We start from the raw sequence: 15,866 nt of genomic DNA, 5'->3' as shown, positions 1-15,866 counted from the left end.
TCTGCGCCTCTGCGTGAGAAAATTACCCCAGAAAAACACCAACTAAGGATATATATATTCAACAACCTTATTCCCCTCAACCAAATGTTCCTGTACAATTCTTTCTGCAACTTCCGGCTTAACACGACTGTACCAAGTTCTATCAGTAGAATGATAAACAACAGGCCCTAACTTACAAACCTGTAAACAACCACTTGTTCTCACTTCCAAATCTAATTCCGCCTTCTCAACAGCAGCCTTTAAAGCCTCAAAAGTAGGTTGCCATTTTCGAGAAGGATAACAACGTCCAGAAGTGCAAACTGCAATATAGGCACATTTGAGAGGATTTTTAGTAAAAGGAATGGGCTTTTTACCTAATACATAAACATCTCTAAGTTCCTGATAAAAATCCAACTTTCTAAAATCAGCCTTACCTTCAGGAAGCAAATTTTCATCCTCTACATAGGGATTAGGTAAAAATATCGTCATAGCCTTTTCACCAGCACCATTCCAAAATTGAATACCCCAACTTCTCGGTTCTCCTTCGGGATTTATCCTTCTATAAAATGCACCCTTACTAATCAAACGTTGCTGTCTTACTTCGATAGAAGTTTCAGCATTAGGACCACCTAGAGTTTCCTCAATACATAAATGAAAATGCCAATCTCTAGTAATAACAGTTAAATATCCATCATAGAGAACGCATTTTTTAGGTGCTTCATGAAACTCCAACTCTAAAACACTACCTTGTTCCAAATGTCCCAAACCAACTTGATGCCAATTTTCTTGAAATAAAGTATAAGCTAAACAAGCCAGAACATCACCTTGACAATCAAAAAACTCATACTCAATTTGCCAATCATTTCCCGTAGCTTCAATTGTTTTTTCATTTACTGGTGTTACCCAACAATTAAAATCAGCCATAAAAAACTCTCCTTGTATTAAAACGTAGAACTCAAACCAACTTGAAAACCTCTCCCTCCGTCAGGAAAACCAGGAAACAACTGATAACGCTGATTAAAGAGATTTTCCAGGCTACCTGTAACCACCAGTTTATCATTTAAAGGTACACGCAGTTTAAAATCAAAGGTGGTATAACCAGATAAAAATTCTGTATTTGTATTATTAGTAGGATATCCATTTAAGGAATTCATTAATAAACCTAAATACAAACCTTGAGGATTTTCATAAGAAACTCCCAAATTTAATTTATCTGCACCAGCAAAGCGCAGTTCTTTGTCAATTTCCGCCGCATTAGAACTTTTCAAAATACGTGGATCATTTGCTGTGTAATTAACGAAAGTATAAACGTTTTTGGCCAGTTGCAAATTCAAACTAGCCTCAATTCCTGTAGTTTCCACCAGTCCGATATTTTCCCAAGTTCCTGTATTACCATTTACTGGTGGTATCAGTCGCTTAAAGGCAATTGTATCTGATACACTATTTTTGAAAAAGGTTAATCTTAGTAAACCAATATCACCAAGTTTTTGGTCAATACCAATATCATAACTATCACCTCTTTCTGGTTTAAGTTCTGGGTTGCCAATATTGCTAGGATTGACATTAAATAAGTTAGCAATGGTGGGAACTCGGAAATTTTGAATATAATTTGCTCTTAAAGTTGTTGAGTCAGAAACAGCAAATTTTGTCCCCACAGAAGGAGATGTAACTGAACCATTTACCAAGGTGCTAAAGTCTTGACGTAAACCTAAATTTACAGTTAAATTAGGAATTAATGCTACTTCATATTTGGCAAATAATGCTCCTTGATTAATATCATTATCATAGTTCAATGTTTCTTTATTAGTGGAATAGCTAAAAGAAGTATTCCGAACATTGACAGTGCGATAATCAAAGCCATAAACTAAACTTTGATTTTTAGCAAAATTCCAACTGTGTGTAGTTTGAATTCCGTAGGAAGTTTGGTTGGTTTCAAAGCGACTTGAACCACTAGGATCAAAACGAGTATTCAAAAAATCACCATAAACTCTAGCTGTTAATAAAGAATCATCTCCACCTCCTAATTTTGAATTCCAAGTTAAATCAGTTAAAACTTGATCTGTGTATTTGCGATTTTTATCTGTAAGTGAATTAAAAAAAGCTTGTCCATTGACTGGAAAAGGAATTGGCACTCCTCCTGGTGTTCCTTGTTCTTTATTTAAATATAAAGTCGAAAAACTTAGAGTATTTCGTTTTCCTAAATCTGCTTCTAATTTGACATTGAAATTGTTATAAAGTGCATCATTATTTTTTCGAGTTCCTGAAAAATTAGCTTCAGGAATAGAAAAAGGATAATTATTTTCAGCTTGGGTACGGTTGTAACCTACAACCCAAGAAATATCACCCTTTTTACCGCTATTTTGAATACTCTGTTGGTTAAGTCCGTAAGCACCAAAATTGACTTTTGCTTCTGTGGTAATTTTCTCTGTAGGACGACGGGTGATAATATTAATTACTCCCCCAATTGCATCAGAACCATACAGAGTTGAACCTCCTCCTGGTAATACTTCAACTCTTTGAATATTATTAGTTGTAAATTCAGAAAGATCAAAACCACCACTTCCCACATTATTAATTGGTCTACCATCAAGTAATATTAATACTTGACCAGTATTAGAACCACGAATTAATTGACCACTTAAAGCATTAACTTCTGTTCCTACTGTACCATCACCTAATATACCAGGCAGAAATTTAAGCGCTTCTCTGACAGTTCTCGCACCTTGCGCTGCCATTTCTTCACCCGTAATTACATAAATTGGCCGAGTAGAATCTTTGACTGTTCCTTCCTGACGAAAGGGTGAAAAAACAGGTTCATTTAATAATTTTTCAATGACATTTATTTCAATATCAGCTTCTTTTTCTTCAGTATCTGCTGGTGTATTTTGAGTAATTTTCTCTGTGACTGGTTCTTCGTGTTGGGGAATTTCTGCTGCTATAACTTTGTAATTCTCACACAATATGCCCAAGGTCATAGTTACACTAGATGCAACAATTTGAATTCCCAGTTTCGCAACTAAATTAGTAGACATTTTTTACCTAAACACCTGTATAACTGAAAATTTGAGCAAGTCAAAGTAGCAGTGTTTTTCATTAACCAGGACGGTAATTTACTCAATTACACGCCAGAAAAAGACTGCAACAATAAAGATAGAAAGAAGTCGCACTGCATTTATGTGAGAATAATAATCATTATCGCATAAATAGTAAAAATTGCAATAGCAGTTTGGCCTCAATTCAACTAGTCACCAAGAGCAGCATACTTTTTATACTGATGTCTAAATAGGTTGGCATTGAAAATTGTCGTTATAGCAAGATAAACGCGGATAATTTTGTACTTCATTAGACTAGGAAATGCTAAGTAGGAACAGGGAACTCTTAACTGGGAACAGGAAGAGAGTTTTGGGCGATTTTACTTTTCTTCACATACCTTTAAATTTTTCAGTTCACCTACTTATATTGATAATTACTTTGTTACTTTATCTCCTTATGGATTACTAAAAGCGGGGTTTTTAATAAACTCTTCATCAGTCAGACTTCGTAAAAATGCCAGTAAATCCTGTTTTTCACATTCACTTAATTTAAACCCACTAATAAATTCACTTTTGAAAGGATTTGTACTACCAATTCCGGCAAGTTCCCCTGTATGAATAGTTCTGCCACCTTCTTGATAATGGTCAATTACTTCTTCTAAGGTCGCTATACTCCCATCGTGCATATAGGGAGCAGTAAGGGCAATATTCCGCAAAGTAGGAGCTTTAAAACGACCCATATCTGTTGGTTTGGAAGTTATTTCATAAACACCGGTATTATTTGCTGGATAAGAACCTTTGCCATCAATATTATAAAGTCCAGTATTGTGAAAAGCAATTTCTTGAAAAGCTAATTTTTCGTGCATAACTGAATCTGTAAAATTAATTCCCCCATGACAGTGAAAACATTCTAAATCTTCGCTGTTAAATAATTTTTCACCCCGTTTCGCTGCTGGAGAAATGGCATTAGCATCACCACCAAAGCGATATTTATCATAGGGAGAACTCACAGAAATCAAACTGCGTTCAAAAGCTGCTAAAGCTTTCGTTAAATTGCTGGGGTTGATGGGATTTTTCTCATTTCTAAAAGCATCTTTAAACATCTGCGGATATTTTGAATCATCCCGCAACATTGCTAATATTTGTTTCTCCCTTCCTACCATCCCCATTTCTACTGGATGTTCCCCAAATATTGGCACTAAAGCTTGATTTTCTAACTTTGTTATTAAAGGATTAGCCCAAGTTAATACGGGATTGTAGGCAATATTAGCAAGACTCATGGAGTTACGAGGATGTTTTTCCCCAGTTGCGCCCACTGCTACCGTTTTACCATCAGTAAAAGCCAATTTTTGCAGATGACAAGTAGCACAGGAAAATTCACCTGTAATTGATAACCGTTGCTCATAAAAAAGATGTCTTCCCAATTCCACTTTTTGGGAATTCATCGGGTTATCGGCTGGTACAGTTGGTTTAGGCATCCAAACTGGAATATTCCAATTATATGCTGAAGTTGAAGATGCAGAAATAGCTGTACTCATTCCCATTGATAAACAAACTGAGTACAGACAAATTGTCAGCAAGGTGAACCAGCGAGATAATTTCATTCAACTCTAAAAAATTTCTGTTTAGCAGCAGGTTTACCATTAAAAGGTAGACCGAAATTAGTCATAATCACATTGCAGTCACTATCATCAGGAGATGACATACAACCAGGAGGTGTATTTTTTTTGTTAATTGTTAAATTTGTGTTTCCTATTAAGGATGCGATATCAGCGATTACGACATTTTTATTAACATCAAACTTGGTGAAAATGACTTTTGAGGTATTCAAATTACTACAAGTTGATGGTTTTTGACTTCCCTCAATTGCTTGACAACCAGTGCTACCCAAATGAATCGGAAAACCCTGAGATTTTTCACTTTTTTCACCATGCTTTACCTGAGAATCGTGAGTTTGGGTTTTCCAATCCAAACGAGCAAATTTATAACCAAATAGCCAATTCCACCATAAAGAAGTCAGATTTAATGGTGATGATGCAGTGACAGAATCAGCATGATTAAGATTGAAGGGAACACCTAAAGTAAATTGTAACCCTTGATAATTACCTTTGGGTATTGTCCCAACAATTTGATTGCGTGTTTCGACTGTACCATTAGCACAACCACCAGATTTATTTTCAAAGTCTAAAAGAGCGACATTTTGATATTGCCATTTTCCATCCTGTGTTAAACTCACAGGTATAGATTTACCATTATTATCAATTAAGGCAAGATCAGATACATAAAAACGGAAGTCATCAGGAGTAACTTTTGTGGCTGGTTTACCTAAAGTATAGGTTTTACCGCATTCAAAAGGTTGTTTATCTACTCTTGCTTGAAAATTAATTTTTACTTCTTGGGTGTTACTCGTTTGAGCTACAGTTTTGGTAACATCACCAAAATTTCCAGCCAAAATAATTACTGCTGTTGTGGTAGATGTTAATAATAATTGCCGTTTCATGGTTATTTGTATGAATATATAAAGTTAGTCTGAAAGTAGCCGTATCTCTACTGTATTCAATTTTCAGTTAAATAAATCACTAAGTCAAAAGACAAACTGTCAAACTTGATTTTCGATTTTGTGGGTTTGGAGAAATCGCTACATATTTAAATCAAAAGAAGCCTTAGTTTAAAAAACTAAGACTCCATGTGAGATTATTTAATATTTTCCTAATTTAATTAATGTTTTATTTGTTGATTCAAAAACTGATTTACAGGTTTGTCAACCATCCAATAAAGCCATTTCCTGTGATTACTTCCACAGCTATGAGTGAGACAAAACCAATCATTGCTAAACGTCCGTTGAGCTTTTCTGCGTATTCTGTAAAACCTACTCTTGGGGTTTCGTCTACATATACTTTGGGTTCAATCGCAAAGCTGTTGAGTTGACCGAGTTCGTTGGTGGTAAAGCCTTTAGCTGTCATGTTTTTTTCTTTTTTGTTTTCTTATGTAAATTAATATAACATTTTGTAAACATTTTTTGCAAGGGCTTGACATAAATAAAAAATACGGGATACCGTACAAAGTCTGTTAGGTATACCGTATAATCAAGTTCAGTTAGGGCTGAAAGGAAAAAATTTGTCAGCAAAGCCGTTGAGGAAACCTATACTGCAAGTACCTTAGATTGAGATTTGGTAAATAAATCAGCTAAATGATGTGGTTGGCGATCGCGCCAATTACCCTTATGATAGGCATAGCCCGCAATCAATGGTAAAGCCACAGTTGCTTCTGCAAATACCATTTGTTCAGCAGCTTTATCCACCTTGCCCCAAAAATGCGCTTCTTTGAGAGTAGAACCAGATAAAGCCCCATCTCGTTCATCAGCAACGGTAACTTGAATTGTATACTTGTGCATAATTGTATCAAAACCCAGCATTTCCGCTGCTACCACCGTATCCTGAGCAAAGTTTTTCGGCACACCACCACCAATCATCACCAAGCCAGTATAGTTTGAAGCTAGTTTACACTGGGTTAACTCCCGGAAATCTGAGCCATTCGTGGAATGGTCTAAGCAGATAAAAATTGCTGTGAAAAATTAAAATCCTAAAGCTCTTGCACTTTGATAGAAAATAAAACTTGTTACCCAAGCTAAACCAACAGACCAAACTACAGATATAACTGCAAATTTCCAACTTTTAGATTCACTTTTCAAAACAGCAACAGTTGACAAACAAGGGACATAAAGGAGAGTAAATAACATAAAACTATAAGCCTGTACCCAATCTATTTGATGGGCAATAGTCCCCATTAAATCTGCACCCTCAGCCTTACCGTAAATTACCGCTAAACCACCTAAAACAATTTCTTTAGCAATAAAGCCGAAAATCAGAGCTACAGCCAATTGAGCATTAATTCCAATTGGTGCTAATAATGGTTGTGTGGCTTGACCAATCATTCCTGATAATGTTTGGGAACTGGCAATTGGGACACCAAAAGGCAAATTATTTAATAACCAAATCGCTACCACACCAAAGATAATAAACCGATTTGACCACTTTAAAAAATGTCTAATTTCTCCCCAAGCACGTAACCACATTTGCTTGATGGTGGGAAAGCGATAAGGTGGTAATTCTAATACCAATGGTTCTTTATTCGGATATCTGCCTCTAAACAAAAATGCGGTCAAAATAGCTGCGACAAAACTAAATAAATACAAACTAAATAAAACTACAGGTGCAATGTGAGGAGAAAATAAAGCTGTAGTCATGAAAATAAATACATTCAGTCGTGCTGAACACAAAGAAAAGGGGATAACGAGCATGGAAAGCATTCGCAACCCAGGGGAACGCATCACCCTTGTTCCCATAATTGCGGGGACATTACAGCCAAATCCCATCAACGACATGACAAAAGAACGACCATCTAACCCCAATCGTTCCATAAAAGCATCCATCAAAAATGCTGAACGCGACAAGTAACCACTATCTTCTACAATGGCCATGCAGAAGAAAAATAAAACAATGATGGGGATAAAAGCCGCAACTGTTCCCATACCAGTATAAAGACCGTCAATTAAGAAACCTTTCAAAAATGCTGGTAAACCGCCTAATACTGGTTCTAGTGCTACTCCCTTAAACCAGTCCAGGGTATCTCCCATAAACTTTTGCACAGGTGTTCCCAGGGCATATACTATCTGGAACATCAAAAACATGGCTGCAAAAAACAACGGTAAGCCAAATACTGGATGTAACAGAATTCTATCTAAGCGTGTTGTCAGGTTTTCCTCAACTTGTTCCGGAGTATACACTGCATCCTCCAATAAGCTGCTCATTTCTGAGGCAATTTTGCTATCGCACGCAGAACACTGTGCTAAAGAACCTGCTGTGACTGCTTCTTGCTGTTGCTGGAGAGTTTGTGCGATCGCTTTTACTGCTTGATCATAACCATCACCATACTTAGCACTAATGGGCAGCACTAGTATTCCCAAATGCTTGGCTATTCTATTAGGCTCAATTTTCACCCCAAATTTTGGGGCTTCATCTGCCATATTTAGTAATAATACTGCGGGAAGATGTAAATGTTTGATCTGTAAAGCTAGACTAATTTGGCGGTCAAGTTGAGTTGCATTAAGAATAATTATTACTAAGTGAACTGGTGTACTTTCCAAAAACCGCCGCACCACGGCTTCATCTTCCGAAAAACCCCGTAAATCATAAATTCCCGGCAAATCTACTACCTCGGCTTCTTCCTCACCAACCTTGATTTTTGCCATCATCAAATCTACTGTCATCCCCGGCCAGTTGCCGATACTCGCATTAGCACCTGTAAAACGGTTAAAAAAGGTAGATTTCCCAGTATTTGGCATTCCCAAAACCGCAATCTGTTTGATAGTCATATTCCCCTACTCACATTTATAACTTCTATTTCTCTAGCTTCCCGGCAACGTAGCATCACTTCTGTTGTGCCAATGCGGACATGGAGTGGACCAGAAAGCCATCCCCGACGCAACATCACAATTTGCCTACCGGTGCGGAAACCCATTGCTAGAAGGCGTTGTTGTAATCCAGATTCACTGTGCAGTTGAGTAATTGTGGCAATTTGACCAGGCTGTAACAAGCCAAGATGATTTTTTACCATTATTTAGAAAAATTCTCAGTTGTATTGAGAGTAATTATCAATATAATCTCATATTTTTACAAAAAAGATCAGAAATTATTTCAAGCAGTTTTTTGTAATTTTGTACTACATAGCAAATCTATTTGATTTGCGTGTAAGAGTCAGATCCCCGACTTCTCTAAGAAGTCGGGGATCTTGATAATGACTGTTTTACAACATCTACAATTACTTTATCTTTCGAGGTAAGGTAGTCATCAGCGAAGAGGGAGATTGACACTCTCAGCGCGAAAGCCAAGCTCGTTTCTGCGGACAGAATTAAATTAATTTAATTCTCGCTACGTTTTGGGTAAATCTTAATTTATGCTTAATAAATATAACTCTATTGAGTTTCAATTTTGGTTTAACACAACTTTTAATTGTTTGTAATGTCTTATTCCACTCAAACCTCTAGCAACACAGATATTTGGGCAGTTACCACTGATTTAACTACTCTCCGTCAAAAGCTACTAGATTTATTTTGCCAGCTTGCGTATCAAGAAGGTGATTTTGTTCTTTCCTCTGGACAACGTAGTTCTTACTATATTAATGGTAAACAAGTCACACTCCATCCTCAAGGTGCTTTGGCTATGGCGAGGTTATTGTTACCAATGTTGCCTGAAGATACTCAAGCTGTAGCTGGTTTAACCTTGGGGGCTGATCCGATTGTCTCCGCAGTTAGTGTGGTTTCTGTGTATGAAAATAGACTGATACCAGCTTTAATTATTCGCAAGGAAGCCAAGGGACACGGGACAATGGCTTACATTGAAGGTCCCAGTTTACCCCAGGGTGCAAAAGTCGTAGTTTTGGAAGATGTGGTAACAACTGGACAATCTGCGCTCAAGGCTGTGGAGCGGTTACAGGCGGCTGGTTATACGGTAGACAGGGTAATTTCCCTAATAGATAGATTGCAAGGTGGTGGGGCGTTATATGAGTCGGCTGGGTTACAATTTGAGGCTTTATTCACAATTCAGGATCTTCAAAAACGCTATCGAGAAATTAATTAATTTATAGCAGGAGTTGAGGAGTATGGCTAACGCCACGCTTCGCTATCAGGAGGAAGAAGAAAGAAGAAAGAAGGAAGAAGGAAGTAAATAAATTTATACTCTGTTCCCTGTTCCCTGTTCCCTGTTCCCTGTTTCCTGTTCCCTGTTCACGACTGAGAAATTCTGGAAATCAGATTGGTAATCTCCCGGTAATATCGCGTGTTTCCTGACTGAGAATAGAGATCAGCAGATTTACGGAAATCGGCGATTGCGTCTAGCTGATTCCCCAAATGTCTATGTATGTCTGCTCTGACTAAATAAGCTAAAGGATAGCGTGGTTGCAATTGAATAGATTGGTTTAAATCTGCTAATGCGATATTTAATTCTCCTACTAGAAAGTGACTACGACCTCGATTAAACCAGTCTTCAGCTAAATTAGGGTTAATGCTGATGGCTTGAGTATAATCTGATATAGCTTTTTGATACTCCTTTAGGGCATAACGAGCATTAGCGCGATCGCTATAAAATACAGCAGACTGGGAATCTAATCGTAAAGCTTCAGTAAAATCACTAATTGCTCCTGTAAAATCTTTAGCTATATAACGACTACTTCCTCGATGATAATATGCTGCTAAAGAATCAGAATCTATCTTTAATGCTTGGTTATAGTCTTGAATAGCTGTTTGTATATTACCTAACAACTTGTAAGCATCTCCTCGCTTACAGTAAGCTGAGGCAAATTCTGGAGATACTTCTATAGCTTGAGTATAATCTGCAACTGCACCAATAAGATCCTGTATAGCTTCTCGTACCATGCCCCTTCCATAGTAAGCTGTTGCTAAATGAGGATCAATTTGTAATGCTTGATTATAATCAATAATCGCATTTTCATAATTTCCCAGGTGGTGATGTGCATTTGCTCGAAAACCATATACTGAAACTAATGTAGGATTAATTTGTAATGCTTGGTTGTAATCTTTAATGGCATTTTCATAATCTCCCAAATTACTATGGACTAAACCCCGTTCATAGTATGCTTGAATATCATCAGGAACTATTTTTAATGCTTGATTAAAATCAGCAATTGCTTGATAATAATCTTGAATACGGGCATAAACTAAACCCCGATTGTAGTAAGCTGCACCAAATTTAGGATTAATTTCTAGAGAACGATTATAATTAGAAATTGCACTTTGATATTCTTGCAAAGCATAATAACTGTTACCCCGATTATGGTAAGCTTCAGGAAAATTAGGATTGATTTTTATACATTGATTATAATCAGCAATAGCTTTTTCATAATTACCTAAAATATGAAAAATATTACCTCGATTAATATAAGCCATCGAAAAATTAGCATATAATTCTAAAGCCGCATCAAAATTAGCCAGTGCTTGTTGATAATTACCATCATGATAATGATCTAAACCCTGTTGGTGTAAAGCATTAACAACATCAAAATCAATATTTTTATTCATTTTGTAACTTGTAAGCACACAAAATAGATTTTACCACAGATAGATCAGATATATCCCCGATTTCTTTGAGAAGTCGGGGATCTGTTTTTTTGTTTAACTTATCAGTACAGCTTCCTGTTGAGACTTTTTAGATAAATCTACAATTTCACATTCCATATTATGTAAAGTAGTTAACATCAAATCATCACGGTGTTGCCAAACTGCAAATATTTTATCTCTACCATCATTTAGAGTGTCTAAATCAATTTTATAACCATCATTGACTTGCTGTAATTTCAAACCTAACAAACCTAAAAGTCGGCTTAATAACTTAATTCCCGCAACAGATTCTTTACCTCTAACTAAATCAATACCTAAAGCGCGTTTAATATGTCTACTACTTTGTCCAGCTACATTTTTTAGCCAAATTAAATCAGCGTCATTTTCACTAAATACTCTTTCTGTTTCCAGAAATTGCATTATTCCTAAAGCCCGCATAGCTTCTACTTTCAACGTATAAGTTCTTAAATCTGGGAGAAAAACTTTACCTTCACCCCACAATAACTGCTGACTCCATTCTTGCTGATCTTTTACATGAAAATATTCACTTTCATGAGTCAGATAATAATGAATTAATAATTGTCCATAATAACCTTTTTCATCCTGTAATTTGAGCTGGGGAGTAACTACAATTCCATACCTTTGTCTGAGAATATATTTATCAACTTGATGACGTTCTCCATTGCTAAGAGAATGTTTAGTTAATAGCTGTTCATATTCCACATAGTCAATATCTTTAGCATTAGCTACAGAATTTGCTGCTGCTGATTGATTTTGCTGCTTAATTTCTTTGATTTTGCGTTTAATTTCCTTGGCTTTTTGAAGACTTTGTCCCCAATCTTTCTGCACTTTAACAATTTCTACAATTAACCGTTTGCGATTTTCTACATCACTAGGTTCAGTGGCAAAAAAGGCTAAACGCAAATCACGAAGAATGTTATTTTGGACTTCATTACTTCGCATTTGAATTTGATGACCATCAGTTATTAATCCATCTTGCATTGATTGCCGATAAAGACGAATAGAAGCATTTACCCTAGCAGATAATTTTGCCCAAGTGCGTAAATGAATAGGATCATAAACTAGAGGTAAATCTACATCTATTTTATGTAATGGACTTAATAAAGCTAAGTTTTCTTTTTGATTTTCTTGATACCAATTAGATAGTAACCGATAATTTGTACTGCCACTACCAATTAAGCCAATACCGCGTTTAGCACACCAAACAATACGGGGAACATTATCCCTAACTCTTGCTAAAGCTTGACGGGCTTCTGAGTCAGGAATTACCCCTTGAAAAATGCCATAAACTCGGTCAAAATGTTGAACATCAATACTAATTCCTGTTCCCAAACTAGGGGTAACAAAAACAGTATCATAATCAGTGATTTTTTGATTAATAGCAGCTATCAAATCAACGGCTGCATGACCAAGTGTATTAGTAGTATGACTACTAACTACTAAAGTTTCAGGAAATTCTCTTCTGAGTTTCTGTAAACGTTCTTTTAAATAACGTTCAATAGTTTCACAACTGTAGCGACCAGAACGACTATCGGTAGTAACATAGCATTTACGTCCAGCAATTAAATCTAATTCTAATTGATGAATTAGGGGTGTGGGATTGGGTGAATCATAAAAAGTTGTATCCCAACCTTTTTCCGGTTTCCATTCATTGACAACTACCCAAGGATTTAATTTAATTCCGGCTAAGGTCTGTAAATATTCTAAAGATACATCTGATAAATCGGCATCTTGGGCAATTATCAAACCTCCTGTTGTGAGAACTGTAGAAATTAGTTGTTGGAAAATACGAAGAATTTTAACTCGTTTTTGTTTACAGGTATTACTATTGAGTAAATGCCATAAAGACTGCTCAACCTCATCTAAAATTAATATTGCACCGTGCCAATCTTCGGGTTTTAATTTCCAAATTGAATCTACACATAATCCCAAAGATGGCGTAATTGGTAACGGACACTTAACAGCTACTTCATCAGTTTCTATCCGCCATGATTCATGCTCAAAACCCCATTTAATCCCGATTTTATCACATAAAAACCGTCCCAAGATGATTCTATGGGTAATTAATAAAACTGGTTGATTATGATTTTTTGCTCGTTGAACAATGCTTTGTAATGCTGTGGTTTTACCTGTACCCTTGGCTGATTTCACTCCTACTAAACCAGAGGTAGGAAAGGCAATTTTTCCCAAATAAGGACGGTTAACAGTAAGTGCAGCGGGAATTGTTAACTCTGTATGGGGTTTGGTTTGGGCAATATAAATATCTAAATCTAGGCTTTGACCATAAGTTTTATCAAAGGCTGTTGCACCTTTGGCAATGATAAATTCATCAACTCCTTTTTCTTTGCCTGGAAGTTCGACAACTTTAACAGGACAGTTTTGTTGTTGAAATAAACAACCCAATTGAGAAATAGCATTATTGACAGCCGCAATTTTTTTGGCTTGGGTTTCAAAATCAAAACAAATATAAAAGTTGCGTTTTATGTTTGTGAATACTGCTAAATCAGGTATTAATTGCCGCCGGGTAACTTTGCCAAATTCATCTTTAATAACTCGATAACCGCTATTAATACCAGGAATAGCAATAGCAACATATCCTTGGCTTAAAAGGGCTGCGGCTTTTTTCACACCTTCACAAATGACAATGGCTATTTTATTTTTAATTACCCATGACCAAAAACCTTCGGCTTCACCATCATGATTAATAGTAATATTTTCCGGTATGGCTAAGTTGTAACGTTGGCCAACTTGTTGCCAAATTTGTAAGGATATGCGTAAACAAAATATGCGTGTGGGGGTGCTGGGAGGATGTTCATATTTGATGGATTTACCTTTTTGATTTTGTCGCGGTTGGTTGGGTTTAAAACATCCCCATTCCATCTTATGCCAATTATTGAGAGGGTCTAGTCCAGAACACCACCAACCACCTTCTGTAACATGGTTATACCGCTGTAACCAAGCGTTTTTAATCATCCCTGTATTGGTGCGAGGGAGTTGGTCAGAAATCAGCAAATATTCATAAGCATTTATGCCTTGAAGCGATTTGAAATTCAAAGGAATTAAGTCTAAGTTTATACCACTGCTCTTGACTAATTCTTCAAAATGTTGTGGATGTAAAGAAGGCAGATGCATAAGCTGAAGCAGCTAAGGAATATAACAAGATCAAAACTTTAGCACGGCTAGGCTGATTTTTTATAAAATAATTTTTCAAATTTCAGTGTTATTTTTTTTACTTTGTTTTGATAAATACTTCTGTGAATATATCAAGGTGTGGTTAGGGCTGTGCAAGGAGCATAGATAGACAGTTTGCGTAACTCAGAAGCAGCACGGGTCATATTATTACCAATAGCTTGGGGAATTCCAAGAAATAAAATCCCCAGAAAAACTTAATAGACAATATGTTTTTTGAAAAAAGCTTGCACTCAGCCAAGCCTAAGTGTCGGGATAGGCCATTGCCACGACTCTAAACGGGTGCAGAGACAGAGTAAGACTAGCAAAGGTTAGCGTCAGTCGGTGAAGCGTCAAGAATCACCGCACCTTTAGGTCGGTGAGTATCTCAACAACCAGGCGGTAATTCTGGTAAAGTTTTTTGAAACCGGGAAAATTGGTATTCTATCCATTCCCCTACTTGTTGTTGGAATAAGGAAAATTCCCACACCCAATTTGTTTGTTCAAAAGCATCTGTAGTCATAAAAGAGAATTTTGCAAATGACTATTTACTTTTATCAAGTTTCCCAGCCCTATGGTTGTTTTTCTAACTTTTCTCCCCACAGTATTAACATTGACGGTACTGACTGGCCTACCGTTGAGCATTATTATCAAGCACAAAAGTTTGTTGGTAGTCCCGATGCTCCCATTATACCTTTAATTCGCGCTGCTGTTAGTCCTGAACAGGCTGCTGCTTTAGGGCGTTGTCCCTCTCGTCGTTTCCGTCCAGATTGGGAATTGGTCAAAACTCAAGTTATGCGGATTGGGGTACTACAAAAATTTATCACTCATGCTGATATTAGGGAAATATTATTAATCACAGGTGATGAAATGCTTATAGAAAATTCCCCTACAGACTGTTTCTGGGGCTGTGGTGCAAATCATACAGGAGAAAATCATCTCGGTAAAATCCTCATGAGTGTACGTGCAGAAATCCGCTCACAATTCTTGAAAAGATGAAAACCTTTTATACTAGTCGCTTGTATAAAATATTGTTTACTGAGAATATCATCAAAAAAAGCTGATATTATAAACAGAGGTTGCTATTTTACCACGTATTAATTCTGATGAAAAGTAGAAAACAACAACATGATTGGCTGATGTTACTGGTAGGTAAGGGCTATATAACTTTGTCTACTAGTATTCTGTTGTTTGGTTGTGTGAGTGCAGTTACTGACTCTAGCCGTGTTTTGGCAAAAGATGATTCCTCAAAAATTGCTCAATCTCCAGCAGCAACAAAGGAAAATGCAGAACGGCTTTTGGAAGAGGGAAAGGCACTTTATCAACAAGGATCAGCAGAGTCACTGCGACAAGCAATTCAAAAATTGCAGGAGGCTAGATTATTGTATCGGGCTGTGGGCGATCGCAGTTGGGAAGCTATCACTCTCAATAATATCGGTCTTGTCTACTCTGATTTAGGAGAAAAGCAAAAGGCACTGGTCTTTTACAACCAAGCTTTACCCATATTTAGGGCTGTGGGCGATCGCAGTTGG

The 15,866-nt window shown here is 36.8% G+C and carries 14 protein-coding genes; 3 read left to right on the top strand and 11 right to left on the bottom strand.

Going from position 1 to position 15,866, the window contains the following annotated elements:
• Positions 1 to 42 precede the first annotated feature (42 nt).
• The 8 genes from AN490_RS03630 to AN490_RS03595 form a co-directional block, all read right to left on the bottom strand.
• Positions 43 to 903: a (2Fe-2S) ferredoxin domain-containing protein gene (locus AN490_RS03630; protein ID WP_300000038.1), complete on the bottom strand. Its 861-nt coding sequence runs from the start codon at positions 901 to 903 to the stop codon at positions 43 to 45.
• Positions 904 to 920: 17 nt separating this feature from the next.
• On the bottom strand, positions 921 to 3,011 hold the full coding sequence (locus AN490_RS03625; RefSeq protein WP_300000037.1) for a TonB-dependent receptor: 2,091 nt from the start codon (positions 3,009 to 3,011) through the stop codon (positions 921 to 923).
• A gap of 455 nt (positions 3,012 to 3,466) precedes the next feature.
• Positions 3,467 to 4,615 (bottom strand): methanobactin export MATE transporter MbnM, encoded by a 1,149-nt coding sequence (locus tag AN490_RS03620; RefSeq protein WP_300000036.1) that lies wholly within the window; start codon positions 4,613 to 4,615, stop codon positions 3,467 to 3,469.
• Complete coding sequence (locus AN490_RS03615) at positions 4,612 to 5,511, bottom strand: MbnP family copper-binding protein (RefSeq protein ID WP_300000026.1); 900 nt, start codon at positions 5,509 to 5,511, stop codon at positions 4,612 to 4,614. Before AN490_RS03615 ends, AN490_RS03620 begins: the two co-directional genes overlap by 4 nt.
• 250 nt (positions 5,512 to 5,761) lie before the next feature.
• Positions 5,762 to 5,974 (bottom strand): chlorophyll a/b-binding protein, encoded by a 213-nt coding sequence (locus AN490_RS03610; RefSeq protein WP_148764697.1) that lies wholly within the window; start codon positions 5,972 to 5,974, stop codon positions 5,762 to 5,764.
• A 179-nt stretch (positions 5,975 to 6,153) separates the two neighbouring features.
• Positions 6,154 to 6,567 (bottom strand): deoxyhypusine synthase family protein, encoded by a 414-nt coding sequence (locus AN490_RS03605; protein WP_300000109.1) that lies wholly within the window; start codon positions 6,565 to 6,567, stop codon positions 6,154 to 6,156.
• A gap of 18 nt (positions 6,568 to 6,585) precedes the next feature.
• Positions 6,586 to 8,385, bottom strand: a complete 1,800-nt coding sequence (feoB, locus tag AN490_RS03600; RefSeq protein WP_300000023.1) for a ferrous iron transport protein B — start codon at positions 8,383 to 8,385, stop codon at positions 6,586 to 6,588.
• Positions 8,382 to 8,627, bottom strand: coding sequence for a FeoA family protein (locus AN490_RS03595; protein WP_213716835.1), 246 nt, complete (start codon positions 8,625 to 8,627; stop codon positions 8,382 to 8,384). The genes feoB and AN490_RS03595 overlap by 4 nt, the downstream gene beginning before the upstream one ends.
• 404 nt (positions 8,628 to 9,031) lie before the next feature.
• Here AN490_RS03595 and pyrE point away from each other — a divergent pair, with 404 nt between their 5' ends.
• Entirely contained in the window at positions 9,032 to 9,649 is a 618-nt protein-coding gene (pyrE, locus tag AN490_RS03590) for an orotate phosphoribosyltransferase (RefSeq protein WP_300000020.1), read from the top strand.
• Between the two features lie 146 nt (positions 9,650 to 9,795).
• Here the strand turns inward: pyrE and AN490_RS03585 are convergent, their stop codons facing one another.
• The 3 genes from AN490_RS03585 to AN490_RS03575 form a co-directional block, all read right to left on the bottom strand.
• Positions 9,796 to 11,106, bottom strand: coding sequence for a tetratricopeptide repeat protein (locus AN490_RS03585; protein ID WP_300000018.1), 1,311 nt, complete (start codon positions 11,104 to 11,106; stop codon positions 9,796 to 9,798).
• Between the two features lie 93 nt (positions 11,107 to 11,199).
• Complete coding sequence (locus AN490_RS03580) at positions 11,200 to 14,298, bottom strand: plasmid replication protein, CyRepA1 family (protein WP_300000016.1); 3,099 nt, start codon at positions 14,296 to 14,298, stop codon at positions 11,200 to 11,202.
• A 424-nt stretch (positions 14,299 to 14,722) separates the two neighbouring features.
• Positions 14,723 to 14,857 (bottom strand): hypothetical protein, encoded by a 135-nt coding sequence (locus AN490_RS03575; RefSeq protein ID WP_256370355.1) that lies wholly within the window; start codon positions 14,855 to 14,857, stop codon positions 14,723 to 14,725.
• Positions 14,858 to 14,874: 17 nt separating this feature from the next.
• On the opposite strand from AN490_RS03575, the gene AN490_RS03570 reads away from it, so the two are divergent.
• Positions 14,875 to 15,333 carry an NADAR domain-containing protein gene (locus AN490_RS03570; protein ID WP_300000014.1) on the top strand — a complete coding sequence of 153 codons (459 nt, stop codon included), beginning with the start codon at positions 14,875 to 14,877 and terminating at the stop codon, positions 15,331 to 15,333.
• A 107-nt stretch (positions 15,334 to 15,440) separates the two neighbouring features.
• Positions 15,441 to 15,866, top strand: a 426-nt coding sequence (locus AN490_RS03565; RefSeq protein WP_300000012.1) for a tetratricopeptide repeat protein, incomplete at its 3' end; no start/stop codon positions are given.

Origin of the sequence: Anabaena sp. AL09 (assembly GCF_001672255.1) — a bacterium.
In the GTDB taxonomy this organism is placed as follows: domain Bacteria; phylum Cyanobacteriota; class Cyanobacteriia; order Cyanobacteriales; family Nostocaceae; genus Dolichospermum; species Dolichospermum lemmermannii.
Note: the sequence above shows the minus strand (reverse complement) of the source record. Positions and strands in the feature narration are given on the sequence as shown.